This is a genomic window from Pantoea sp. X-Soil-OKNW-713, assembly GCF_059730685.1.
In genome coordinates this window covers 2,154,013-2,178,187 of record NZ_AP035995.1, presented here as the reverse complement: position 1 = coordinate 2,178,187, position 24,175 = coordinate 2,154,013, and the positions used below count along the sequence as shown (strand labels likewise).

The window sequence follows — 24,175 nt, the reverse complement described above, 5'->3', positions numbered from 1 at the left end:
TGGCGCTATCCGCCAATCTGCCGCACCATAGTTGCTATTTATTTAGAAGCGCGAAAATAACCGGGAGCAGGGCGTGAATCTGGACAGTCAACCTGGCCACATTGACCAAATAAAGCAGACCAACGCAGGCGTGGTTTACCGACTGATCGATCATTTCGGCCCGATTTCGCGTATTGAACTGTCCAAACGTGCTCAACTGGCTCCCGCCAGCATCACCAAAATCGTGCGTGAAATGCTGGACGCGCATCTGGTGCAGGAAACCGAATTTCAGGAGCCTGGCAGCCGTGGCCGTCCGGCTATTGGTCTGGTTCTCGATACCCTTGCCTGGCACTATCTGGCAATCCGCATTCAACCGGGTTACATCACCCTGACATTACGCGATCTCAGCAGTCGCGCCTTGCAGGAAGATCGTCTGCCACTGATTGCCAGCCCGGACAAACCGTTGTTGCAGGAGTTACAGGAGCTGGTTGATGCCTTCTTTATTCGCCATCAGAAACAGCTTGAGCGTCTGACAGCCATCGCCATCACCTTACCCGGCTTGATCAATGCTGCCTCGGGGGTGGTGCATCGTATGCCCGGTTACGCCATTCAGGATATGCCGCTGGGCGAAACCCTGTCGCAACGCACCGGCGTGCCGGTGTTTGTCCAGCACGATATTTCCGCCTGGACGCTGGCCGAATCGCTGTTTGGCGCGTCGCGCGGTGCGCAGGACGTCATCCAGATTGTGATTGATGAAACTGTGGGTGCCGGGGTGATTACTGGCGGGCAACTGCTGCATAAAAGCGGGCGGGCGCTGGTGGAAATTGGCCATACCCAGATTGATCCCTATGGTCAGCAGTGCTACTGCGGTAATCATGGTTGTCTGGAAACCGTGGCCAGCATCGGTAGCCTGCTCGGCCTGGCAGCGCAGCGTTTACCCGCTCAGCCGGAAAGCCGTTTGCACGGTGTGCCGCTGACCATTGAAGCCCTGTGTCAGGCCGCCCAGGAGGGTGACCGTCTCGCGAGTGATGTGATTGCCGGTGTCGGGCACCATATCGGTCGCATGTTGGCGATGATGGTGAATATCTTCAACCCGCGACAAATTCTTATCGGCTCGCCACTGAATCTGGCCGCCGACGTGCTGTTTCCTGCCGTGAGTAGCACCATCCGTCAGCAGGCGTTACCGGCCTATAGCGATGAAATCCAACTGGCTCCCACCGCGTTTAACGATCCCGGCACATTAGGTGCCGCGGCGTTAGTGAAAGATGCCCTTTATTCCGGTTATCTGCTGATAAAACTGCTTCAGGGCTAATCCGCCCGCCTTAAGTTTGTTCTAACGCAATCTGTCAGGTACGACATTTCCTTAAACTGCTCCTTCGTCACCTCTGGTTCACATCGCTAAACGAAGGAGGAAGGGTGAAAACACTCTTTATCACCGGTACCGACACCGCGGTGGGCAAAACCGTGGTTTCTCGCGCGCTGTTGCAGTGCTTTGCACAGAATGGTCAGTGCGCCGTAGGTTATAAACCTATTGCCAAAAGTGCTAAACCCACCCCTGAGGGTTTACGCAACAAAGATGCGCTGCTGTTGCAGCAGGCTTCGGGCCTGGCATTACCTTATGCCGCTATTAACCCCATTACCCTGGAAGAGGATGAAATCAGCACCAGCCCAACGCACCAAATTGATTACCCGTTACTGAGTAAGGGACTGGCCGCATTGCAGGATCGTTCGCCGCATGTGGTGGTGGAAGGCACAGGCGGTTGGCGCAGCCTGATGAATGATCTGCAACCGCTGTCAAATTGGGTCAAAAAGGAGCAATTACCGGTTGTGCTGGTGGTGGGCATCAAAGAGGGATGCATCAGCCACGCTTTACTGACCGCAGAGGCAGTGGCTCAGGATGGTTTACCGCTGGTCGGTTGGGTGGCAAATCGTATCAACCCCGGCCTGGCGCATTATGCTGAAATCATTGATGTACTGAGTGAAAAACTGCATGCCCCTTTGTTAGGTGAGTTGCCTTACTTACCCCGTGCCGAGCAGCGTGAGCTAAGCGGTTATCTCGATCTTTCCTTGCTTGCGACGCATGTTGCGCACAACGACAGTGCAAAACCTGCGGCATGATGAAACGAAAAGTGGCAAATGATAATCGGCTGAATCTAAGGTTGCAGATTCAGCCGTATTTTTTTGTTGATTAATCTCTTTTAAATTCAATGATATGTTAAAAATATCACTGAATCTTATTGCTCTGGCGTGATTCATGCATCAGCTGGTCTGATGAATTTACTGCCGGAGCACCGTTATGTCGCACTCAGATGAAAAAGGTTTGCTGTATGGGCTGGAACAACGCATTGGCCCAGCCCCCGCATTTTTTGCCGCACTGCAACATGTGCTGGCAAGCGTGGTGGGCATTATCACGCCACCACTGATTATCGGTTCGGTATTGGGGTTACAGGCTTACATTCCTTATCTGATTAGCATGTCGTTATTGGTTTCAGGCCTGGGAACCTTTATTCAGGCGCGCCGTTTTATGGGTGTCGGTGCCGGGATGATCTGCCTGCAAGGCACCAGTTTTGCGTTTCTTGGCGTGATCTTATCCGGTGGCTTGATGGTGAAAGCGCGGGGCGGTTCACCAGAAGACATTATGGCGATGATTTTCGGCTGTAACCTGATAGCCGCATTAATCCCGATGTTGATTAGCCGCTGCATTGCGCCATTGCGTAAGGTACTGACGCCGGTAGTCACCGGTACGGTGATTACCCTGATTGGTATCAGCCTGATCAAGGTCAGCATCACCGACTGGGCGGGTGGTCACAATGCTGCCGATTTCGGCGCTCCGTGGAATCTGGCTTTGGGGGCGTTGACCTTGCTGGTGATTGTGGCGTTGAACCGTTCGCGTAATCGCTGGGCACGCTTAGTGGCCGTGGTAGCGGGCATCGCAGTGGGTTGTATCGCCGCCGCGCTGACCGGCCATCTGCAACTTAAACCGATGGCCGAAAGCAGTTGGTTGGTGATGCCGGGCTTCTTCCGCTTTGGTTTTAATTTTGACTGGGCGATCTTTGTACCGATTGCGCTGGTATCGGTGATCAGCGTGATCGAAGCGGTCGGGGATTTAACTGCCAACTGCCTGTTATCGCGTCAGCCGATTGAGGGCGAGGGTTTTCAGCGCCGCCTGCAAGGCGGTATCCTGGCGGATGGTATCAGTTGCGTGCTGGCCGCGATGTTCTCCGCATTTCCCAACACCACGTTTGCCCAAAACAACGGCGTGATTCAGATGACCGGTGTCGCCAGTCGTTATGTGGGGATGGTGATTGGTTTGATGCTGGTGCTGTTGGGTATTTTTCCGGTGATTGGCAACCTGTTGCAACAAATTCCCGCCCCCGTGCTGGGCGGAGCGACGTTGGTGATGTTTGGTAGCGTGGTGGCTGCCGGCATCCGGGTAATGACGCAAACGCCGCTGGGTCGCCGCGAAATGTTGATTGTGGCCGTCTCTTTCGGCCTGGGTCTGGGAGTGGAAGCCGTGCCGGATGTGCTGAAACAGTTCCCGATGCTGGTAACCAATCTGTTTGGTCATGCGGTGACAACCGGCGGGATTCTGGCGATTGTGCTGAACGTGATTTTGCCCTCGGAGCAAACCAGACCCGCGTTGGCAACAGCCGCCGTGGAGGATTCACAATAATATTCAAAATGCGTGATGAATCACGCCGCTACACAATGGCGATGTACTATTGGCGTAGCGGCGCGATTTATCGCGCAATCCAGCAGCGGTTAAGGATTTAACCGCCGCCGCGTCCGGCCGGAGCTCAAATAATCCGCAATATAATCCTGCGAAATTTCGCCACTGTAGCGGCCCTCTTCATCGACAATCGGCATCCAGACCAGATTGTGTTCATACAACTTCGACAGCACCACGCGCAGGTTTTCTTCCGCCTTGCCGGTGACGGTGAAGGTATGCAACATCTCTTCACAGCGACCACTGGCACCACGCGCTTCGCGGCGTTTGACAAATCCCAGCGGTTTACCGTCGTTATCGACCACCGTCACTGAACGCATATCGTTGTCGTCCATAGTGGCAAAGGCCTCAGTGAGTGGCGTGCTGCGCTGCACGGTGATGGTCGGTTGTTGATCGGTGACATCGCCCGCCTGTACCAGCAACAAACGTTTCAGCGTGCGGTCCTGGCCGACAAAAGATCCAACAAAGTCGTTGGCGGGCTTTGCCAGCAGCTCATCCGGGCTGGCGCACTGAACGATTTTACCCTGACCAAACACCGCGATACGGTCGCCCAGCTTGAGCGCCTCATCAATGTCATGGCTGACCAGCATCACGGTCTTTTTCAACTGCCGCTGCATATCAAGAAACTCGTTCTGGATCACCTCACGGTTAATCGGATCGACCGCACCAAAAGGTTCGTCCATCAGCAGCACCGGTGGATCTGCTGCCAGTGCGCGGATCACGCCAATGCGCTGCTGTTGACCGCCCGACATCTCACGCGGGTAGCGATGCAGAAACTTCGTCGGGTCGAGCGCCACCATGCTCATCAGTTCAGTGGCGCGCTCACGGCAACGCTTTTTATCCCAACCCAACATGCGCGGCACCACGGTGATGTTTTCTTCAATGGTCATATTCGGGAACAGACCAATTTGCTGAATCACATATCCGATGTTACGGCGCAGCGTCACCGTATCCTGGGCGCTGGTATCTTCACCGTTAATCAGGATTTTGCCGCTGGTCGCCGGGATCAAACGGTTGATCATCTTCAGCGTAGTGGTTTTGCCACACCCGGAAGGGCCGAGCAGCACGCACATTTCTCCGGCGGGAACGTCAAGGCTGACGTTATCAACGGCGTTAAAGGTCGTACCGTTTTTCTGGGTAAAGGTTTTCGTCAGGTTTTCCAGTTTAATCATTAGCGAATCCCCTTTGGAGTCAGCGCTGACTGCAAACGGTGCAGCAGCCAGTCAAGCACAATAGCCAGCAAACAAATCATCAACGCACCGGCAATTAACATACGAACATCACTGCCGCTGATACCATCCAGCAGCTGTAAACCCAAACCACCCGCGCCGATCACCGCAGCAATTGCCATCACACCGACATTCATCACCACGGCGGTGCGGATACCGCCAAAAATCACCGGCAGCGCCATGGGGATTTCAACCCAGCGCAAACGCTGCCAGAAGGTCATGCCAATACCACGACCTGCTTCACGCAGACCTGGCGGCAGGTTTTCCAGCGCGGTGTGGGTGTTGCGCACGATGGGCAACAGCGAATAGAGAAACACGGCGGTAATGGCAGGCAGGGCACCAATTCCCTGACCGATCAGCGAAAACAACGGGATCATCAAACCAAACAGCGCGATAGTCGGTATGGTCAGCACAATGGTGGCGATGCCCAAAACCGGCGTCGCCAGCCATTTAAAGCGCACAATCAGAATCCCCAGCGGGACGCCAACCAAGATGGCAAAACCGACCGCCACCAGTACCAGCCAGGTATGTTGCCATGTCAGAGCCAGCAGGCTGTCCCAGTTATCCATGATGTAATGCAGGGTATCCATCACGCCTCCTTACAGCATGTTTTTTGATTTGAGAAAATCACGCGCCACCTGTTCAGGTGACTGGTGATCGATATCGACGCGCTTATTCATTTCGGTAATAGCTGCGTCGGTAATCAGCGGTGACAGTTGATTCAACGCTGCCGCCAGTCCGGGATGGCTCTCCAGCACATCTTTACGCACCACAGGCGTGACGTTGTAACTTGGGAAGAAGTGCTTATCATCTTCCAGCACCTTGAGATCAAAGCCTTTTACTCGCCCGTCGGTGGTGTAGATCAGCCCCGCATCGACAAACCCTTCTTTGACAGCGTTGTACACCAGCCCAGGGTCCATCTGCCGAATCTGTGGGCGGTCAAGCGGCATGTTGTAGGCTTTTTGCAGCGGAACAAGGCCATCTGAACGCCCGGCAAACTCCAGGTCCAGGCCCAGTTTCCAGTTATGGTCCGGGTCGGTTTTACGAATCTGCTCCAGCTTTGCCACCAGCTGCGACATGGTGCTGATGCCTTCCTTGTCAGCCCTGGCGCGCTGCATGGCAAAGGCGTAGGTGTTGTTCATGGGTGCCGGGTCGAGCCAGACCAGTCCCAGCTTGCCGTCGAGTTGTTTCACCGTGTTATAGGCTTCCTGCGACGACATCGGTTTGGTGATGTGATTGAAGATAATCAGTGAGGTGCCGGTGTATTCCCACGTCATATCAATCTGTTTGTTGATCATTGCGTTACGACCGATAGTGGTCGCGATATTGGTTTTCGGGATCACCTGAAACCCTTTCTTTTCCAGCCACATTACCGTCATGGCGGAAAGGATGTGTTGCTCGGTAAAACTTTTGGTCGCCATCACCAGCGGTGTGGCAGCAGCAGCCATCTGGCTTAGCGCCAGGGTGGCGGTCAGAACCAGCGCGCTGCGTTTTATCCAGCGCGCAAATCGGTTGGCAGTGGCCATCACAAAACTCCTGTTGTTATGCCGCTGCATGCGGGCTGAGGTAACGCCCCAGCGCCGCTAACAGCATGTCCAGGATCAGGGCGAACAGGGCGGTTGCCACTGCCCCGAGGATCAACGTCGGGAAGTCGTTGAGGTAAATGCCGGGGAAAATCAGCTCGCCGTAGCTGCTGGCGCCAATCAGAAACGCCAGTGGTGCAGTGCCGACATTGATGGCGGTGGAAATGCGTACCCCGGCGAGAATGACCGGCAACGCGTTGGGGATTTCCACCTGACGCAAACGCTGAAATTTCGTCATGCCAATACCGTTGGCGGCTTCCAGTAGCGAGGGGGGAACCGCGCTCAGTCCGGCATAGGTATTACGCACGATGGGGAGCAGAGAGGCGAGAAACAGCGCAATCAACGCCGGACGATCGCCGATGCCGACAATCACCATCGCCAGTGCCAGCACCGCTAACGGCGGCAGCGTATTGCCAACGTTGAAGATTTGCATCACGTATTCAGCCCACCCGCGGGCAAACGGGCGGCTTAGCAAAATGCCGCTGGGGATGCCGACCAGCAGCGCAAAAAACATGGACCAGAACACCAGAAACAGGTGCTGCTGCCCAAGGTAGATCAGATCGACCCTACGGGCGCGCAGAGTATCCAGCCCAAGCCCCCAAACCAACAGGCCCACCACCAGCACAATGGCAAGCACGGCTAACCCGGTTCGTCGGGCGAGCGATGCGTTTTGCATAGCGAATGTCTCCCTGATTCGTGAAAAACAACCAAAATTGCCTGATTACAGATAAAACGACTATCTAATGCCACTTTTCCAGTGAGAATCGGGAAGTGGTTTTAGACCTATAGCAACGTTAATCGCGACATGCCACTTTTTAGGGGAAAATCAGACAGATAGAAAAGAGGAAAAAACCGGCTTAAACCGCGTGAAATAAGGCACAATCCTCAATAAAAAAAATTCATCGATTTTTTGTGACACCGTCACACACGCGGAGCACGCAGAGGAAATCGACGGCTAAAAAATTCGGCCAGGATTACGACAAAGGAAGGAAGAAAAATGACTGAGAGCGCAGAAATTCAAACGGGTAACCGCCACTGGATCCTGATGGCCTGCATGCTGGCGATGTTTATGGCGGCAATTGAGGTCACCATCGTCGCCACCGCGATGCCAACCATCATTGCCGACCTCGGCGGGTTTTCGCATTTTGGCTGGGTCTTTTCTATCTATCTGCTGACACAGGCGGTCACAGTGCCGCTTTATGGTCGACTGGCGGATTTGTGGGGGCGTAAGACGCTGTTTTTTATTGGCGTCTCGCTGTTTCTTATTGGGTCGGTGCTGTGCGGTTTCGCCCATACCATGACGTGGCTGATTCTGTTCCGTGCGTTTCAGGGTTTAGGCGCGGGTGCCATCATGCCGTTGACCACCACCATCGTGGCGGATATTTATTCACCGCGCGAGCGTGCCAGTGTGCAGGGTTGGCTTTCCAGCGTCTGGGGCGTGGCGGCGATACTCGGCCCGTTAAGCGGAGCCTGGCTGGTGCAGCACTTTAGCTGGGCGGTGATTTTCTGGGTCAACGTGCCAATTGGCCTGATCTCGATGCTGTTGCTGGCGCGTTTTCTGCCGGCGCGGGAACGGCGGCAGCACAGTTCGCTGAATATAACCGGCTGTGCCTGGTTGATGATCAGCGTCAGCGCGCTGTTAATCGCCTTATTGCAGGCCGAAGTGCTGGGTTATTGGTTGCTGCTATTTCTGCTGCTGGCGTTGATCGCCGCTGTGTTCCTCAAACGTCATGAACAACGCGCCAGCGCGCCGCTGTTTCCGCTGGCTATCTGGCGCAGTCGATTGATTGTGGCGGGGAATGCCGGAAATCTGATCATTGGCGCAGCGATGATGGGTATCAGTGCCTTTCTGCCAACCTGGATTCAGGGAATTACTGGCGGTACGCCGTTGCAGGCGGGCAGTGCGCTGGCAATGATGTCAATTGGTTGGCCGCTTGCCAGCACCCTGAGTGGCCGTTTGATGTTGGTCACGTCTTACCGATTTACCGCGCAGTTGGGCGCATTGCTGCTGATTGCCGGTAGCGCCTTATTGCTGTTGCTGCGCGCCGACAGCGGGCTGATGCAGGCGGGGCTGACAGCCTTTGTCATCGGTACTGGCATGGGGATGACCAGCACGACCTTTCTGGTCTCGGTACAGAATCACGCGCATTACGAAATTCGCGGTATTTGCACTGCCTCAATCATGTTCAGTCGGATGCTGGGATCGGCGATTGGTACGGCGTTGATGGGGGCGGTGTTGAATTACAATCTGATGCGGCGCTTACCGGAGGCCAACGATCCGATGCAAAAAATCATGTCGCACGAGAGCCGTCAGGCGTTACCGCACGGCACTTTACAGGAATGGATTACGCAAATTGCCAGCTCATTGCACTGGGTTTTCGTGGTGGCGTTGTTGATTGCCGCATTGACGCTGTGGATCGCCTGGCTGATGCCGCACCAGCGGCCGGAGAACGAGGATTAATCCGTAGCGGCGCAATTTAGTACGCATTGCAGGAAAAAACGCGCGATAAATCGCGCCGCTACGATCGTTTACTGTGGTGTATCGTGTGAGCTGCCAGCATCATTCGGGACGTTGCTTTGTGCGTCGCGACTCAGCTTCTTGTAGACAATCTTCTGGGTGTCATTTTCACAATGGCCCACCACCTGACCACCCGCCTGGTCGGCCTGATCGTTAGGGACGATCTCCAGTGTAAAATCCGATTCAGCCAGCCCGTTACTGACCAGTTTCTTGCTGATCTCTGCTTTAACGCTTTCGCAGGAGGCCTGCGCCAGCATCGGTAACGCCAGCAGGGACAGCAACATCACGGCAAGACGCTTTTTCATCACACACTCCTTTGGTTTGAACTCCCTTGATAACTATAGCAGCGTCAGCAACTTATGGCGTGACGATGCGACCGGTGCGACGGTCAAGGCAGCGCAGCGTGTTGGGTTCCCAATAGGCGTTAACGTTGTAGCTTTTCTCGCAGGCATCACGGCTATCAAACGCTTTATCGGTTTTATCAAACTCTTTCTCGACGCGGGTATTCACTTTATTGCGCAGGTTGCGGGTGTCATTCCATTGCTCCTTGCTTTGACGTGCCGCCTCATTGCTGGACGCGCTGTTACCGTTTTCAATGATCAGGCGATCGGTTTGCGCTGAAGCCAGTGGGGCAGCCAGCAAAACGCTGGAAGTCAGTACCGCGGCAAGCAGTGCGGGAAACAATTTTTTCATCGTCTTTTCCTTTAGTTAACGCCAGCACCATCGCGATGGTGGCTGTAACAACAATGCCCGGTAGTATATCATCGCTGCTTCTTTACTCACCAGCGGTGAGGCATTTGTTGAGACTTCTGAGAGACTTTTTATGCTGGTGAAAACCACCTTGCTGTTTTTTTTAACTGCGATTGCGGAAATTGTTGGGTGCTTTCTGCCGTGGTTATGGCTGAAGAAGGGCGCGACAGCATGGTTGTTACTGCCTGCGGCGGCCAGCCTGATGCTGTTTGTCTGGTTGCTGACCCTGCATCCGGCGGCCAGTGGTCGCGTTTATGCCGCCTACGGTGGCGTTTATGTGCTGACCGCGTTGATCTGGCTACGTGTGGTGGATGGGGTAAAACTCAGCCCGTGGGATTGGGCCGGGGCGCTGATTGCCTTGAGCGGCATGCTGATTATTGTCGCGGGTTGGGGACGGGCCTGAGTTTCGCGTAGCGGCGCGATTGATCGCGCCGCCAGGTATTTTTAGTCCTTATGTACCTTCAAACCCGCCAGGGTTTGCGTTACCGGCATCATTTCCAGCGTGTTGATATTGACGTGCTTCGGTAGCGTCGCCACCCAGTATACCGCTTCGGTGACATCCTCGGCGGTCAGTGCGGTAGTCCCTTCATAAACCTTATCGGCTTTACCGTCGTCACCTTTGAAACGCACATTAGAAAACTCCGTACCGCCCACCAGACCCGGTTCGATATCAGTCACGCGCAACGCGGTGCCGTGCAGATCGGTACGTAAATTCAGGCTGAACTGGCGCACAAAGGCTTTGGTTGCACCATAGACGTTGCCACCGGCATACGGCCAGCTTCCGGCAATCGAACCAATGTTGATGATATGGCCAACGTTGCGTTCCACCATAGCGGGCAGCAGGGCGCGCGTCATGTACACCAAACCTTTGTTGTTGGTGTCGATCATATTTTCCCAATCTTCGATATTGGCTTTATGCGCGGGTTCGATACCGAGCGCCAGACCGGCATTGTTGACCAACACATCGATATTGCGCCATTCAGCCGGCAGTGCGGAGATAGCTTCTTCGATAGCGGCACGGTTGCGCACATCCAGTTGTACGGTGTAGAGATTGTCGCCCAGTTCGTCTTTCAATTCCTGCAAACGCTCAACGCGGCGTCCGCTGGCGATCACTTTATGACCTGTAGCAATGAAGCGGCGGGTGATACTTTGACCAAAACCGGCCGTCGCACCGGTAACAAAAATAATCATCTCACTGTTCCTTAAACGATTGCGTGTCTCAATTAATCTATTGATTCAAATTGGAAAAATCCACTTAAAATTCGAAAGAGGGCAAAACAAAACTGCCAGCAAGGTGTTAAGCATGGCGACCTGATCGCCGCTTAACGCCAAAATCCATGAACCTTAAACATCATAAACCATCTGTGCATTTTCATGGCCCATCTGGGTCACGTTACATGTTGGACAGGTACATCCATCACGCATAAGTGTCACAGGGCTGATATATTCGCTGTAAGGCGATACGTTACTCATTCTGAAATTCTTAAAATGTGGATAGCCAATATCGTTATCGAATTGAACAGCCGGAATATAATTAACATTGGGCGTCAAATGGGAATATCTATATTTAACGTGAAGTTGTGCAATTGATATTTATCAAAAATATCGGCATAAAACAGATTTAAATTAAAGGCGTGTGATACGCGAATGTGACACGCTTTGCTTTCATATTATATGTGAGCTTTTAAGTACCAACCCTAATCACTGCTTCATGTTATTAACCCGCGCAAGCGGTTTTTTTTTGGATGATATTCGATAAAGCCGTCGGGAAGCCTGATTGTTACAAATCTGCGTATTCAAGAATTTCTTCGCCCATGAGCGTGCAATCAAGGTCGGAATAGTAACTGAAACGCATTCTGTATTTGCCTTTGTAGATATAACCCCACGCTTCTAATACATCGAATTTTTGTGATGGATTCTGAGGATTACTCACTTTCTCCAGCGGAGTTACTTTGTTGTCTATAGAGATTCGGTCATCATTATCCCGATAAAAAGACAGGAGTTTTTTTGCATCTTTAAGAGCCGTATCTTTGCACGTCATTGACGATTGTTGTCCGGCTGCGTATGAGCTGAAAGCCGAGAGCAGCAAAACTAAAGAGAAAACAAATTTAAATTTTAACATTGTCAAATACCCATCTCATTCTTGATCCGATCAAGTGCACGCTTCCTCTCAACAAGTCCGTTATAACCACCGTAAACGGCATAGGTTACTGCTTTGAAATCATCTCGGTCGGCAGGTATGTTTACGTGTCGCTTGTGCCAGAATTCACAGGCAGTCCTGACGGCTACATCAGGATTAGATGAAACCAGTCCAGGGTGATTAACCAAATCCTCATGGAGAATACGTCCATATTGATCGTAATTTTCGCGACCAGTGAGATGGAGCATACCTCTGCCGATGTATTTAGGACCATCACCCGGATATTTGTTACCGAGCGCTCGACCAACAGCGGTGTTGTATTCGTACTCCTTACCGCCGTTTCGGGCTCTTTCCGTCAGCGATGAAAAGTTTGCAGTTTCAACACAAGACTGTGCCAGAAAGTGTGCGAGTCGGAGGTCTGAGTCGATTTTGTAAAACGGCAACCATTGGTTGAGGGAGGGAACCAGAGCACTGACATTGTGCTGTTGAGAATTTAGAAGGCTTCTTTCATGAAGATAATGCTGAGCGATTTTCCATAAAAAACCGGGTGTGATGCGGAACATTGAATGATTTCCTCCATTTAACTGAAACTTCCATCCATTCAAAAAAGCATTGAGCACATCAGTTCTGTAGATACTCATTGTAACGTGACTTTAAGAAATTTTAACAACTGATTTTGTCCAGAAATGTTTCCGTATCATCAGCACAAGCCCTCTGGCCATCCAAAGCCTTTGCTTAATTCCACCTGCACGATTTCAGCGCACAACCGCACCAATATGGCACAAATCATTGCCACGCAAAGGGTACAAAAAGCCCGTCTCACCGGCAGTTGTTAAATCGCAACCGATTGCGAAGCATGGCAACCGTTTGCGCATTCGGTTGCCTGGGCATGCTGCCATAGAAATCCCTTATAACAACCTAATACATTGAATATAAACATAAAAATAAGTTATTTGCGTTGGCATGGTGTTTGCAAAACTCCTTAAAGGCCATCACCTGCCATAACAAAGATAACGCAAGGAACTACTTTATGCCTTTTGCATCCGAAACCACGCTGCGAGCCAGTTTTTTTGATTTTACCGGCGTAGCACAACAACCCGATACCATTGCTGAACAGGCGCGCTACCTCGAAGATGGTGTATTGACGCTGCACGACGGCAAAGTTGTCAGCCTGGAGAGCTGGGAAAGCGCACAGTCGCGCATCAACCCTGCCACGCTGATCGACCTGCGCGGCAAACTGATCGTACCGGGGTTTATCGATACCCACATTCACTATCCGCAAACCGAGATGATAGGGGCGTTTGGTGAGCAACTGCTGGAATGGCTGAACCAATACACTTTCCCGGTCGAGAGCCAGTACCACTGTCCCGATCATGCGGCACAGATGTCAGCGTTCTTTCTCCATCAGTTGCTGGCGAACGGTACCACCACCGCGCTGGTATTTGGTACCGTGCATCCGCAATCGGTGGAAGCATTGTTTAGCGCCGCGGAGCAGCTCAATATGCGCCTGATTGCCGGTAAGGTGATGATGGATCGCAACGCACCGGCTTATCTGACCGAAACCCCGCAGGCAAGCTACCTGGAAACCCGCGCCTTGATTGAACGCTGGCATAATCGTGGCCGTCTGAGTTATGCGCTGACGCCACGCTTTGCCCCGACATCGTCGCCACAGCTGTTGGAAAAAGTCCGGCAGCTACGGGCAGAGTTCCCCGACACCTGGTTGCATACCCATCTGAGCGAAAATCCGCAGGAAATCGCCTGGGTCAAAGAACTGTTCCCGGAGCATGACGGCTATCTCGATGTGTATCACCAGCATCAGCTCACCGGCAAACGCAGCGTGTTTGCCCACTGTCTGCATCTGGATGACCATGAATGGCAGTGCCTGCACGATACCGATTCATCAATTGCTTTCTGTCCGACCTCCAACCTGTTTCTCGGCAGCGGGTTATTTAACATCAAACGCTGCTGGCAGCAGGGCGTACGGATGGGGATCGGCACTGACGTCGGTGCTGGCACCACCTTTAACATGTTGCAAACCCTTGGTGAGGCTTACAAAGTTGGCCAGCTTCAGCACTATAAACTCAGCGCCTGCGAAGCCTTTTATCATGCCACGCTCGGCGGAGCGCATGCGCTGGATCTCGATCATGCCATCGGTAACTTCAATCCGGGTAAAGAGGCGGATTTCGTGGTGCTCGATCCTGCTGTTTCGGCATTGCAGCAATTGCGTTACGCCAACAGCAAAGATATCTGGGAAAAATTGTTTGTGCTGATGACGCTGGGTGACGATCGCAATATCGCGCAGACCTGGGTCAATGGTCAGCCGGTCTGGCAACGGGAAAGCGGGGTAAAAGCGGCATGATTCAGTTTCTGCTTAATAATCGACTGGTGACTGAACGCGATCTCGATCCGAACCTCACCGTATTGAATTATTTGCGTAATCATCAGCAACGTCGTGGCACCAAAGAGGGCTGCGCCTCGGGCGACTGCGGTGCCTGCACCGTGACTCTGGGGAAGGTGATGGATGGCCGCATGCATTATGAGACGGTGAACAGTTGCCTGACGCTGGTCAGCAGCCTGCAAGGCAAGCAACTGATTACCGTCGAGGATTTACGCCAGGGGGGCGATCTGCACCCGGTACAGCAGGCAATGGTCGATTGTCACGGTTCGCAGTGCGGCTACTGCACGCCAGGTTTTGTTATGTCGTTGTTCACATTACAGAAAAACAGCCACGGCTGGGACCGCCACCAGGCGGAACAGGCGCTGGCGGGCAATCTGTGTCGCTGCACCGGTTATCGGCCCATTATGGATGCGGCACAGCAGGCCTGTGAACAGCCGGTCTGCGACAACTTCAGCCAGAGCGAAGCCAGCGTGGTACAACGCTTACAGGCGTTGGTCAACAACGAGGTACAGATACTGGAAGCCAACGGCAACCGCTGCCTGGTGCCAAAAACCCTGGATCAGCTGGCAGCCCTCTACCAACAACATCCGCACGCGCGTTTGCTGGCGGGCGGCACCGACCTGACATTACAAATTACCCAGCAATATCAGCAGATTCCGCTGTTGATCGCGCTGGAGCAGGTCGCAGAGCTGAAGATATGCAGCGAAGATGAAGCGCACTGGCGTCTGGGCGCAGGGGCGTCACTGCATCAATGCTATCAATTTCTCGCAGCACGTATTCCGGCGTTCAGCCGTATGCTGGAACGCTTTGCCTCGTTGCAAATTCGTCATCAGGGCACGCTGGGCGGCAATATTGGCAACGCTTCGCCGATTGGTGATGCAGCGCCAATGCTGCTGGCGCTGAATGCCCGGCTCGAATTACAGCAGGGGGAACAGTGCCGGGAAGTGCCGCTGGATCAGTTCTTTACTGGTTATCGCCAGACGGTGTTGCAACCCGGCGAGTTTATTCGCACCATCATCATACCTCGCGTGACAGTGTCACCTGACTTTGTCGCCTGGAAGGTATCTAAACGCCTCGACGATGATATTTCTGCGATTTTTGCCGCCATCAACCTTCAGGTTGAGCACGGCACGGTGCAGCATGTCCGCATTGCGTTTGGCGGCATGGCGGCTACCCCCAAACGTGCGCTCAATGCTGAAGCGGTGCTCAACGGTGCCACGTTTGACCTGACAACTATCGAATCGGCCTGCGCCGCCCTGAGCCAGGATTTCCAGCCGCTGAGTGATTTCCGCGCCAGCGCTGCCTACCGTTTGCAGGTGGCGCGGAATCTGTTGCGTCGCTACTACGCACAGGCCAGCGGCGAACTGACTATCGCAGAGGTGACGCGCTATGTCTCATAATCGCCCGCAACTGAATGAAACCCTGTTAAAAACCCAGTTTGACGCCGGTATACAAAGCGGTGTCGGGCGTAGCCGTAAACACGAAAGCGCAGATAAACATGTCTCCGGCGAAGCGATTTATATCGATGACAAACCCGATCTGCCGGGTTTACTGCATCTCTGCCCGCTGCTGAGTCCTCATGCTCACGCGCGTATTACCAAACTGGATGTGCAGCCCTGTTACGCAGTGCCTGGCGTGGTCAGCGTACTGACCTGGCGTGATGTGCCGGGCAGCAACGATGTTGGCCCGTTAGAACCGGGCGATCCGCTGCTGGCACAAGATAAGGTGGAGTATCTCGGCCAGGTGGTGATAGCCGTAGCAGCAGATTCACCGGAAGCCGCGCGCGCTGGTGTCGAGGCGGCGATTGTCGAATACGAAGCGTTACCGGCGATCCTCGATGTTTGTCAGGCGCTGGAACAGGGGCTTTTTGTCCAGCAGCCGCACGTCCACCAGCGCGGCGATGCGGATGCAGCGTTGGACCGTGCACCGCACCGTATTCAGGGCAGTTTCCATATTGGTGGTCAGGAACATTTCTATCTGGAAACCCAGACGGCATTGGTGATACCCGGTGAAGACCATGCGCTTCAGGTGTTCTCCTCCACCCAGAACCCGACCGAGGTACAAAAGCTGGTGGCTGAGGTGATGGGGATCAGCATGAATAACGTCACCATTGATATGCGCCGGATGGGCGGGGGTTTTGGCGGCAAAGAAACTCAGGCCGCGGGCGTTGCCTGCCTGTGCGCCATCGCCGCACGTCAGACGCGACGACCGGCGAAAATGCGCCTCGCACGCCGTGACGATATGCGTATCACCGGCAAGCGTCATCCGTTCTACGTGCGTTACGATGTCGGATTTGATGACACGGGACGTTTTTGCGGTGTGAAGATCGATCTGGCAGGAAATTGCGGTTTTTCACTCGATCTTAGTGGATCGATAGTCGATCGAGCTATGTTCCATGCAGATAATGCTTATTACCTCGGCGATGCGCTGATTACCGGTTATCGCTGCCGTACCAACATCGCGTCGAATACCGCCTACCGTGGCTTCGGTGGGCCGCAGGGCATGGTGGCGATTGAGCAAATCATGGATCACATCGCGCGCGAGTTGCAGCTCGATCCACTGGAACTGCGCAAGCGTAACTACTACGGCAAGCAGGATCGCAACATCACTCATTATCACCAGCAGGTAGAGGATAACCTGCTGGATGAGATCACCAACCAACTTGAAACCAGCAGCGATTACAGGGTGCGGCGCGCGGAAATTCAGGCATTTAACGCCGCCAATCGCGTGATGAAGCGCGGGCTGGCATTGACGCCGGTAAAATTTGGCATCTCCTTTACCTCCAGCTTTCTGAATCAGGCGGGCGCGCTGATTCTGATCTACACCGACGGCACGGTGCAGCTCAATCACGGCGGCACTGAGATGGGACAGGGGCTGAACACCAAAGTGGCGCAAATTGTGGCAGAGGTGCTGCAAATCGACATCAGCCACATTCAGGTTACCGCCACGGATACCGGCAAGGTGCCCAACACCTCGCCAACGGCGGCCTCCAGCGGGGCCGATCTCAACGGCAAAGCGGCACAGGATGCGGCGCAGACCTTGCGTGATCGCTTAACCGCGATGCTGTGCAAGCTGCATCAATGTGAGGCTGAGCAGGTCAACTTCAGCAACGGTATCGTGCGCGTCAGGGAGCAGCATTTCACCTTCGCCGATGTGTGCCAGCAGGCGTGGCTCAACCAGGTGCCGCTGTCGGCTACCGGTTTTTATCGGGTGCCGGGTATCCATTATGACCGCAACGCCGGACGCGGCACGCCGTTTTACTACTTCTCTTACGGTGCCGCCTGCTGCGAGGTGTTGCTGGATACCTTAACCGGCGAGTACCGCTTGCTGCGCGCTGATATTCTGCATGATGTCGGGGCATCGCTTAATCCGGCCATCGATATTGGTCAGGTGGAAGGCGGTTTTGTGCAGGGCATGGGTTGGCTGACCTGCGAAGAACTGGTGTGGAATGACCAGGGCAGACTGCTCACCGACGGTCCGGCCAGCTACAAAATTCCGGCCATCAGCGATGTGCCTGCCGATCTGCGCGTGACTCTGGTGGAGAACCGCAAAAACCCGCAGCAGACGGTGTTCCATTCCAAAGCGGTGGGCGAGCCGCCGTTTATGCTGGGGATTGCCGTATGGTGCGCGTTGCAGGATGCGGTCGCCAGCGTCGCGGATTACCGTCAACATCCGCTGCTGGATGCACCAGCCACGCCAGAACGGGTTTTCTGGGGCGTACAGCGCCTCTCGGGAGCGGATGATGATCTACCATGACTGGATTAGCGTGCTGCATCGCCTGCGGGAAAAACGGGAAAGTTGTGTGCTGGTCACCGTGCTGAGCGAGCGCGGTTCGGTGCCGCGTGACAGCGGCAGCAAAATGGTGGTCACCGCCAGTGACAGTTTTCTCACCATCGGCGGCGGCCATCTGGAGTATCAATGTATCGCTCAGGCACGCGAGATGTTGCAGCAGCAGCGCGCTGCGCCGCATACGGAAGAGTTCGCGCTGGGCGCGCGGCTCGGTCAGTGTTGTGGCGGCATGGCGACCATTTTGTTTGAACCGCTGATGCAGCAACAACCAGAAATTCAGGTGTACGGTGCCGGGCATGTCGGGCAGGCGCTGGTGCAGCTATTGGCGACGTTACCCTGTCACATAACCTGGATTGACAGCCGTGCGGCGCAGTTCCGCAACGTGCCAGAAGGCGTCACGGTATGTCAGGTGGATGACCCACTGGACTGCGTGGCGGAAGCCGCCCCAGGCAGCTATTTCGTGGTGATGACCCATCATCATCCGCTCGACCTGGCGTTGAGCGAAGCCATCCTGCGACGCGGCGACTTTCGTTATGCCGGGGTGATTGGTTCAGAAACCAAAGCACAACGCTTCCGTTACCGGCTCGAAGGTAAAGGTATTCCGGCAGATACGCTGGCGCGCCTGCGTTGTCCGTTGGGGTTGCCGGATGTCAAAGGGAAGCTACCCGCCGAAATAGCCGTGGCGGTGGCGGGTGAGATCATCAGTGTTTATCAGCGGCAGACGTGAGTTGTTGAGACGCGCTGAAACTGCCAGGATAGAAACATTCCGCCGGGGCTTGCTCCGGCGTTGCTGATGATCAGGAGCGATAATGAATTCAAGAGCCAATCCTTTCTTCACTGCCAGCACCTTACCGTATCAAACCCCACCGTTTGACCTTATTCAGGAAGACGATTTTCTCCCGGCGCTGGAAGCCGGCATTGACGAAAAACGCCGGGAAGTCGCGGCGATCGCCAGCAATCCAGAGCCTGCCAGCTTCGAAAATACCTATGAAGCGCTGGAGCGCAGCGGTCAACTGCTCAGTCGTGTCAACCTGGTGTTTGGCGCCATGACCTCCGCCAATACCAGCGAACGACTCCAGGAAATTGATGAGCTGATCACCCCTAAACTGACCGCGCTGACCGATGAGATCACCCTCAACAGCCAATTGTTCAGCCGACTGGATTATGTTTATCAGCATCGCGGTTCACTCTGCCCGGATGCGGAAGCGATGCGGCTGACGGAAGTCACCTGGCAACATTTCAAACTGGCCGGTGCGGCACTGAATGACGCAGATAAAGCGCAACTGCGCGCCTGCAATCAGGAGCTGGCGACGCTCGGCACCAAATTTGGTAACCGCCTGCTGGCGGCCACCAAAATGGGGGCGTATACCGTCAGCGACCCCGCAGCGCTGGCTGGGTTGAGCGCCGAAGAACTGGCTCACGCTAAAGCAGCGGCCGAGGCGCGTGGCTTATCTGGCGAGTGGTTGATCCCGTTGCAGAACACCACTCAACAGCCCGCGTTGCAGTCACTGAGCGTACGTGCCACGCGTGAAGCGTTGTTCCAGCGGGCGCTGTCACGGTGTGAGCAGGGCGACGATAACGACACCCGCGCGCTGGTGCTGCGGATGGCGCAGTTACGTGCGCAGCGCGCCAGCCTGCTCGGCTTTAAAACCTATGCCGAGTGGGGGTTGCAGGATCAGATGGCGAAGACCCCGGAAGCCGCGTTCAGTTTTATGCGCAACATCGTACCCGCGGCGCGTCAACGCGCTGAACGTGAAGCGGCGGATATCCAGCAGGCGATTGAACAGGCCCATCACAGTTTTCCGCTGCGCGCCTGGGACTGGAATTTCTACGCTGAGCAGGTGCGTAAAGCCAAATATGACCTGGATGAAAGCCAGATTCGCCCGTACTTTGCGCTGGAAAACGTGCTGGAGAAAGGGGTGTTCTGGTCAGCCAGTCAGCTGTTTGGCATTCGCTTCAGCGAACGCCACGATCTGCCGGTCTACCACCCTGATGTGCGCGTGTATGAAATTTTTGATGCAGACGACACGCCACTGGCGTTGTTCTACACCGATTTCTTCAAGCGCGATAACAAAAGCGGCGGCGCGTGGATGAGCAACTTTGTCGATCAGTCGACGCTGCTCGGCACCAAACCGGTGATTTACAACGTGTGCAACTACACCAAACCCGCCAGTGGGCAACCGGCGTTGCTGAGCTGGGACGAAGTCATCACCTTGTTCCATGAGTTTGGTCACGCGTTGCATGGTTTGTTCGCGTCGCAGCGTTATGTCAGCATTTCCGGTACCGCGACACCGCGCGATTTTGTCGAATTCCCGTCGCAGATTAACGAACACTGGGCCAGTAACCCGCAGGTGTTTGCCAACTATGCCCGCCATTATCAAAGTGGGGAACCCATGCCTGCCGAACTGCGCGAAAAAATGGTGCGTGCGGCAACGTTCAACAAAGGTTATGACATGACCGAGCTGCTGGCGGCGGCACTGCTCGACCTGCAATGGCATTCGTTGACCACGACGGATAACCCGGAAGATGTCAGCCATTTCGAATTGCAGGCGCTGGCTGCGGAGAATATCGCGCTGAGTGCGGTGCCACCGCGCTACCGTTCCAGCTATTTCCGCCATATCTGGGGCGGCGGCTATGCCGCAGGTTATTACGCCTATATCTGGACGCAAATGCTGGCTGACGATGGCTATCAGGCGTTTGAGGAGCGGGGCGGCTTAACCCGCGAAAATGGGCAGCGATTCCGCGAGCAGATTTTGTCGCGCGGCAACAGCACCGATTTGCAGTATCTGTGGCTGGCCTGGCGCGGCAAAGCGCCGGAAATCGGCCCGATGCTGAAAAACCGCGGATTGTCGTCGTAGCGGCGCGATTTATCGCGCACCCTGGCTTTTAGATGCGCGATTTATCGGTTCAGCGCGTGCGGTTGCCCTCATCCCGGCCTTCTCCCGCCAGCGGGAGTAGGAGGAGGGCACGATGCCAGCGGGGGAAGAGGATCAGCCCAGCGGCCCGCCTTCAATGGTGTCACACATCCCGGCGAGCACGCGCTCGCCGGTTTCATTTTTCAGTTCCTGATACCAGGCGGCGGTAATCGCTGCATCTTTGGCGTGGGTAACGTCACAACGCTTACGCGCCTTCAGCACCAGATCTTTCGTGCGCTCCACGCGACGCGCCTGGTAACGCAGTAAGCCATCCTCAATCCCCAGCGAATGTGCCGCCAGCGTCTGCGCCAGCACAATCGCGTCTTCCATCGCGGCACAGCCGCCCTGACCGATATCCGGCGTCGTGCTGTGCGCCGCATCGCCCAGCAGCGCCACTCGCCCTTTGACGAACTGGCTGAAAGGTTCGATATCGTGAATCTCCACGCGGTTGGTGGTTTCCGGGTTGATCGCATCGATCAGTCGCTGCACCGGATCGGCCCAGCCAGCAAAGTAACCGCGCAGATCGTCTTTCAACGTGCTGCGATCTTCCGGCAAACCTTTCGGCAACGGTACATCAAAGAAGAAGTAAAAACGGTTGCCGCTCACCGGCATCAGCGAAACGCGTTTGCCTTCGCCGACAAAGGTGGTCCACTGATCCGCCGGGGCGATGCTTTCGTCAATGGTCACCAGTCCGTTCCAGTTAACGTAACCGGCATAGCGACGTTCGACGCTTTCGCCCAGCACGTAATGGCGAATGACCGAATGGGTGCCGTCGGCGGCAATCAGGAAATCAGCCTGCTGCTGGCTGCCATCATCAAACCATGCCGTCACGCCAGTGGCGGTCTGCTCAACCTGGGTGACGCGCTTGCCGAAGCCAATGCGTGAACGGCCATAAGTATCAATCAGCATTGCCTGCAACTCGGCGCGTGCGACCGGGTAAGGATGTTCGCCAACCTGCTGCACCAGCGGATCCATGCTAAAGCGGGTCAGGGTAGCGCCGCTATGGGCATCGTTGTAGGCCATAAACGCCATATTGCCGCCCAGCGCCCGCAGGGACGCTTTCATACCCAGCGCATTAAGACACTTCACCCCATTGGGCCAGATTGAAATGGCTGCGCCTACCGGTTTCATCTCTTTGACCGCTTCAAACACGGCAGTGGTAAAGCCTGCTTTTTCCAGCGCAATTGCCGCGCTCATCCCGCCGATACCGGCACCAATCACAATCGCTTTCATAACCTTCTCCTTTGCTTTACCGGAACAAGCTTGCAACTTTTGTACCAATAACGGAAGGTCAGGCTACCAGGCAGCAATGCGCTGATATTTATTGATATTAATCAATTTATATCAGGGTAATTTCAGAAGGCTGCACAACGATGCATCATCAGCTTGCACCGTATTGGTTCAATTCTTGCTGAGGTGTGAATCAATGGTTTCATTCGCAGCGGCGCGATTTATCGCGCAATATCGCACAACGACAAAAAGCCTGCGATAAATCGCGCCGCGACAGCCATACTCTTTCCGATCAACCACACGAGGGTAAGGCGATGAAGTGGACCATCCTGTTGCTGCTGCTCGTCAGCATTGGCGCAGCCGCTCAAACCCGCTGGCAACCAGAAGGCAAATCCCCGATCCCACAGCTCACGCCTGCGGCGGCGAAATGCGATGTGTCGGCCTGTCAGCAGAATTGTTATATCCAGCAGTCGCAATGCAACAACGACAAAAACGGCGCATGTGGCTCGCTGGCACAAATTTGTGTACAAAACTGTGCCAGCCAGTGTCGTTAACTGAAATAAAACTGTCATAACAGGGTGCTAGCGTGTTTCCCCGGCAAGGTAATATTCTGATAACAGGGGAAAATAATGAAAACCCGCTTCACTCTGATCGCAGCCCTGATGCTGCTGGCGCAGCAGGCGCACGCGATTTCACTGCCGGACGCCGCTGCGCTCGCCAGTCAGACTTCCATCGGTTCTGCTCAGGCAGGTTACAACGATCTTGAACAGCAGATGCAACAAGCGTTGCGTGCGGCGTTACAGGGTAACAACTCGCAACTCACACGTAATCTGCTGGAAAAAGCCAAACAATCCCCCACGCAGGCGGATTACGCCTGGCTGAAAAGCAGTGGCTACGATTTCCAGACCAAAGCCAATCAGCAGGCGGGTATCGCGCTGCTGGCGGAGTTTAGTTCGCTGCCAGCCAGCGTGCTGGATGCGAACCGCGCCACCGTCACCCAAATCAACCTGAATGCCACGCAGGGCACACGCCATCAGGCGTTGGCCGATGCCGAAGGCATCAACCATCTCTATTTCCTCGCCGATGCGCTTGGCCCGCGCCTCGGAAAAGCCTTTCTGACCGCCTATGACAAAGGAGAACTGGGCAAAGCGGCGGCGCTGATTAAAGCCAGCGAAGTCAGCACCAGTGCGGCGAAAAAACACTTCAACTATCCGCGTCCGTTCCTGCATGAAGGCAACACCATTCACCTGGTGCCGGACGATGTGGTGGTGAAGGATAACCACCCGTACACCGCCGATGGCGGTTCTTTCCCGAGCGGGCATACCAATACCGGTTATACCGATGCGCTGTTGCTGGCGGAGATGGTGCCGGAACGTTTCGAAGCGCTGGTCACCCGTGGTGCGCGTTACGGTTACTCGCGTCTGGTGCTGGGGGTGCATTACCCACTCGACGTGATGGGTTCACGCATGGTGGCGGAACGTAATGTGGCGAATTATCTCAACGATGCCCGCTATCAGGCATTGTTCAGTGAAGCTCGTGAGCAACTGCGTGCGGCGCTGGAGAAAGAGTGTGGAACCTCACTGGCGGAGTGCGCGCGTAGTACCGGCAAGGATGATCCGTATCGGTCACCGCAGATGAAACAATTTTACCGTTTCACCCTGAGCTACAACCTGCCGCAAACAACCGGCAAACATGTCGCGGTGACGGTACCTGCCGGGGCTGAAGTGCTGCTGAAAACCGCGCTGCCGCAGCTGTCTGCTGCGCAACGGCGCGCGTTGATGGTGAAATCGGCACTGCCCGGCGGTTATCCGCTTTCCGGCAATGCGGAGCAGTCATTCTGGCAACGTCTGGATTTGACAGCGGCTTACGCGCTGGCAACTCAACCTTAAGTATTTCATCACGTAGCGGCGCGATTTA

Annotated in this window: 22 protein-coding genes; 12 read left to right on the top strand and 10 right to left on the bottom strand. The window is 54.8% G+C overall.

From position 1 onward, the window contains the following. Positions 1-73 precede the first annotated feature (73 nt). The 3 genes from mlc to AC6I8R_RS10105 all read left to right on the top strand — a co-directional run bounded on the left by mlc (position 74) and on the right by AC6I8R_RS10105 (position 3,652). The gene (gene mlc / locus AC6I8R_RS10115; protein WP_021183193.1) at positions 74-1,291 is read left to right on the top strand and encodes a sugar metabolism global transcriptional regulator Mlc; all 1,218 of its coding nucleotides are present in this window, start codon (positions 74-76) and stop codon (positions 1,289-1,291) included. A 104-nt stretch (positions 1,292-1,395) separates the two neighbouring features. Further along, positions 1,396-2,097: a dethiobiotin synthase gene (bioD, locus tag AC6I8R_RS10110; protein WP_208723462.1), complete on the top strand. Its 702-nt coding sequence runs from the start codon at positions 1,396-1,398 to the stop codon at positions 2,095-2,097. A 178-nt stretch (positions 2,098-2,275) separates the two neighbouring features. Next, entirely contained in the window at positions 2,276-3,652 is a 1,377-nt protein-coding gene (locus AC6I8R_RS10105) for a nucleobase:cation symporter-2 family protein (RefSeq protein ID WP_497832208.1), read from the top strand. Positions 3,653-3,741: 89 nt separating this feature from the next. On the opposite strand, the gene osmV is transcribed toward AC6I8R_RS10105, so the two are convergent. From osmV to AC6I8R_RS10085, 4 genes are all read right to left on the bottom strand, one after another. Then, positions 3,742-4,878, bottom strand: coding sequence for an osmoprotectant ABC transporter ATP-binding protein OsmV (osmV, locus tag AC6I8R_RS10100; protein WP_497832207.1), 1,137 nt, complete (start codon positions 4,876-4,878; stop codon positions 3,742-3,744). Next, complete coding sequence (gene osmW / locus AC6I8R_RS10095) at positions 4,878-5,525, bottom strand: osmoprotectant ABC transporter permease OsmW (protein WP_021183196.1); 648 nt, start codon at positions 5,523-5,525, stop codon at positions 4,878-4,880. The genes osmV and osmW overlap by 1 nt, the downstream gene beginning before the upstream one ends. A gap of 9 nt (positions 5,526-5,534) precedes the next feature. Further along, complete coding sequence (locus AC6I8R_RS10090) at positions 5,535-6,383, bottom strand: glycine betaine ABC transporter substrate-binding protein (protein ID WP_497830683.1); 849 nt, start codon at positions 6,381-6,383, stop codon at positions 5,535-5,537. Positions 6,384-6,477: 94 nt separating this feature from the next. Next, positions 6,478-7,194, bottom strand: a complete 717-nt coding sequence (locus AC6I8R_RS10085; protein ID WP_021183198.1) for an ABC transporter permease — start codon at positions 7,192-7,194, stop codon at positions 6,478-6,480. Between the two features lie 321 nt (positions 7,195-7,515). Here AC6I8R_RS10085 and AC6I8R_RS10080 point away from each other — a divergent pair, with 321 nt between their 5' ends. Further along, positions 7,516-8,979 (top strand): MDR family MFS transporter, encoded by a 1,464-nt coding sequence (locus AC6I8R_RS10080; RefSeq protein ID WP_415174869.1) that lies wholly within the window; start codon positions 7,516-7,518, stop codon positions 8,977-8,979. Positions 8,980-9,047: 68 nt separating this feature from the next. Here the strand turns inward: AC6I8R_RS10080 and AC6I8R_RS10075 are convergent, their stop codons facing one another. Further along, positions 9,048-9,341, bottom strand: coding sequence for a DUF1161 domain-containing protein (locus AC6I8R_RS10075; RefSeq protein ID WP_021183200.1), 294 nt, complete (start codon positions 9,339-9,341; stop codon positions 9,048-9,050). A 52-nt stretch (positions 9,342-9,393) separates the two neighbouring features. Further along, on the bottom strand, positions 9,394-9,729 hold the full coding sequence (locus tag AC6I8R_RS10070; RefSeq protein WP_208723457.1) for a DUF1283 family protein: 336 nt from the start codon (positions 9,727-9,729) through the stop codon (positions 9,394-9,396). 130 nt (positions 9,730-9,859) lie between these two features. On the opposite strand from AC6I8R_RS10070, the gene AC6I8R_RS10065 reads away from it, so the two are divergent. Beyond that, positions 9,860-10,189, top strand: a complete 330-nt coding sequence (locus AC6I8R_RS10065) for a YnfA family protein (RefSeq protein ID WP_021183202.1) — start codon at positions 9,860-9,862, stop codon at positions 10,187-10,189. A gap of 41 nt (positions 10,190-10,230) precedes the next feature. Here the strand turns inward: AC6I8R_RS10065 and ydfG are convergent, their stop codons facing one another. From ydfG to AC6I8R_RS10050, 3 genes are all read right to left on the bottom strand, one after another. Next, positions 10,231-10,977: a bifunctional NADP-dependent 3-hydroxy acid dehydrogenase/3-hydroxypropionate dehydrogenase YdfG gene (gene ydfG / locus AC6I8R_RS10060; protein WP_497832206.1), complete on the bottom strand. Its 747-nt coding sequence runs from the start codon at positions 10,975-10,977 to the stop codon at positions 10,231-10,233. A 589-nt stretch (positions 10,978-11,566) separates the two neighbouring features. Further along, complete coding sequence (locus AC6I8R_RS10055) at positions 11,567-11,908, bottom strand: hypothetical protein (protein WP_036625186.1); 342 nt, start codon at positions 11,906-11,908, stop codon at positions 11,567-11,569. Between the two features lie 2 nt (positions 11,909-11,910). After that, positions 11,911-12,567, bottom strand: coding sequence for a glycoside hydrolase family 19 protein (locus AC6I8R_RS10050; RefSeq protein ID WP_497832205.1), 657 nt, complete (start codon positions 12,565-12,567; stop codon positions 11,911-11,913). 389 nt (positions 12,568-12,956) lie between these two features. Here AC6I8R_RS10050 and guaD point away from each other — a divergent pair, with 389 nt between their 5' ends. The 5 genes from guaD to dcp all read left to right on the top strand — a co-directional run bounded on the left by guaD (position 12,957) and on the right by dcp (position 20,971). Further along, positions 12,957-14,285: a guanine deaminase gene (gene guaD / locus AC6I8R_RS10045; RefSeq protein WP_415174867.1), complete on the top strand. Its 1,329-nt coding sequence runs from the start codon at positions 12,957-12,959 to the stop codon at positions 14,283-14,285. Next, a complete protein-coding gene (gene xdhA / locus AC6I8R_RS10040; protein WP_497832204.1) occupies positions 14,282-15,724 on the top strand; it encodes a xanthine dehydrogenase small subunit in 1,443 nt (480 codons plus the stop codon). The genes guaD and xdhA overlap by 4 nt, the downstream gene beginning before the upstream one ends. After that, positions 15,714-18,080 carry a xanthine dehydrogenase molybdopterin binding subunit gene (xdhB, locus tag AC6I8R_RS10035; protein WP_497832203.1) on the top strand — a complete coding sequence of 789 codons (2,367 nt, stop codon included), beginning with the start codon at positions 15,714-15,716 and terminating at the stop codon, positions 18,078-18,080. The genes xdhA and xdhB overlap by 11 nt, the downstream gene beginning before the upstream one ends. Beyond that, positions 18,067-18,840, top strand: a complete 774-nt coding sequence (gene xdhC / locus AC6I8R_RS10030; protein ID WP_497832752.1) for a xanthine dehydrogenase accessory protein XdhC — start codon at positions 18,067-18,069, stop codon at positions 18,838-18,840. The genes xdhB and xdhC overlap by 14 nt, the downstream gene beginning before the upstream one ends. A gap of 82 nt (positions 18,841-18,922) precedes the next feature. Further along, positions 18,923-20,971 (top strand): peptidyl-dipeptidase Dcp, encoded by a 2,049-nt coding sequence (gene dcp / locus AC6I8R_RS10025; protein ID WP_415174864.1) that lies wholly within the window; start codon positions 18,923-18,925, stop codon positions 20,969-20,971. 132 nt (positions 20,972-21,103) lie between these two features. On the opposite strand, the gene hpxO is transcribed toward dcp, so the two are convergent. Further along, on the bottom strand, positions 21,104-22,261 hold the full coding sequence (hpxO, locus tag AC6I8R_RS10020; protein WP_021183209.1) for an FAD-dependent urate hydroxylase HpxO: 1,158 nt from the start codon (positions 22,259-22,261) through the stop codon (positions 21,104-21,106). A 185-nt stretch (positions 22,262-22,446) separates the two neighbouring features. Between hpxO and AC6I8R_RS10015 the strand changes: the two genes are divergently transcribed. Both AC6I8R_RS10015 and AC6I8R_RS10010 read left to right on the top strand, forming a co-directional pair. Continuing rightward, positions 22,447-22,812 carry a hypothetical protein gene (locus AC6I8R_RS10015; RefSeq protein ID WP_021183210.1) on the top strand — a complete coding sequence of 122 codons (366 nt, stop codon included), beginning with the start codon at positions 22,447-22,449 and terminating at the stop codon, positions 22,810-22,812. Between the two features lie 75 nt (positions 22,813-22,887). Continuing rightward, entirely contained in the window at positions 22,888-24,147 is a 1,260-nt protein-coding gene (locus AC6I8R_RS10010; protein ID WP_497832202.1) for an acid phosphatase, read from the top strand. Positions 24,148-24,175 lie beyond the last annotated feature (28 nt).

Bases quoted from the DNA above. Each gene is read 5' to 3' on its own strand.
- AC6I8R_RS10075 (WP_021183200.1), bottom strand. From the start codon at position 9,341: ATGAAAAAGCGTCTTGCCGTGATGTTGCTGTCCCTGCTGGCGTTACCG.
- AC6I8R_RS10090 (WP_497830683.1), bottom strand. From the start codon at position 6,383: ATGGCTGCTGCTGCCACACCGCTGGTGATGGCGACCAAAAGTTTTACC.
- xdhA (WP_497832204.1), top strand. From the start codon at position 14,282: ATGATTCAGTTTCTGCTTAATAATCGACTGGTGACTGAACGCGATCTC.
- dcp (WP_415174864.1), top strand. From the start codon at position 18,923: ATGAATTCAAGAGCCAATCCTTTCTTCACTGCCAGCACCTTACCGTAT.
- xdhC (WP_497832752.1), top strand. From the start codon at position 18,067: ATGATCTACCATGACTGGATTAGCGTGCTGCATCGCCTGCGGGAAAAA.
- osmW (WP_021183196.1), bottom strand. From the start codon at position 5,525: ATGGATACCCTGCATTACATCATGGATAACTGGGACAGCCTGCTGGCT.
- AC6I8R_RS10070 (WP_208723457.1), bottom strand. From the start codon at position 9,729: ATGAAAAAATTGTTTCCCGCACTGCTTGCCGCGGTACTGACTTCCAGC.
- ydfG (WP_497832206.1), bottom strand. From the start codon at position 10,977: ATGATTATTTTTGTTACCGGTGCGACGGCCGGTTTTGGTCAAAGTATC.
- AC6I8R_RS10055 (WP_036625186.1), bottom strand. From the start codon at position 11,908: ATGTTAAAATTTAAATTTGTTTTCTCTTTAGTTTTGCTGCTCTCGGCT.
- xdhB (WP_497832203.1), top strand. From the start codon at position 15,714: ATGTCTCATAATCGCCCGCAACTGAATGAAACCCTGTTAAAAACCCAG.
- AC6I8R_RS10105 (WP_497832208.1), top strand. From the start codon at position 2,276: ATGTCGCACTCAGATGAAAAAGGTTTGCTGTATGGGCTGGAACAACGC.
- AC6I8R_RS10050 (WP_497832205.1), bottom strand. From the start codon at position 12,567: ATGAGTATCTACAGAACTGATGTGCTCAATGCTTTTTTGAATGGATGG.
- AC6I8R_RS10080 (WP_415174869.1), top strand. From the start codon at position 7,516: ATGACTGAGAGCGCAGAAATTCAAACGGGTAACCGCCACTGGATCCTG.
- AC6I8R_RS10085 (WP_021183198.1), bottom strand. From the start codon at position 7,194: ATGCAAAACGCATCGCTCGCCCGACGAACCGGGTTAGCCGTGCTTGCC.
- AC6I8R_RS10065 (WP_021183202.1), top strand. From the start codon at position 9,860: ATGCTGGTGAAAACCACCTTGCTGTTTTTTTTAACTGCGATTGCGGAA.
- hpxO (WP_021183209.1), bottom strand. From the start codon at position 22,261: ATGAAAGCGATTGTGATTGGTGCCGGTATCGGCGGGATGAGCGCGGCA.
- AC6I8R_RS10010 (WP_497832202.1), top strand. From the start codon at position 22,888: ATGAAAACCCGCTTCACTCTGATCGCAGCCCTGATGCTGCTGGCGCAG.
- guaD (WP_415174867.1), top strand. From the start codon at position 12,957: ATGCCTTTTGCATCCGAAACCACGCTGCGAGCCAGTTTTTTTGATTTT.
- osmV (WP_497832207.1), bottom strand. From the start codon at position 4,878: ATGATTAAACTGGAAAACCTGACGAAAACCTTTACCCAGAAAAACGGT.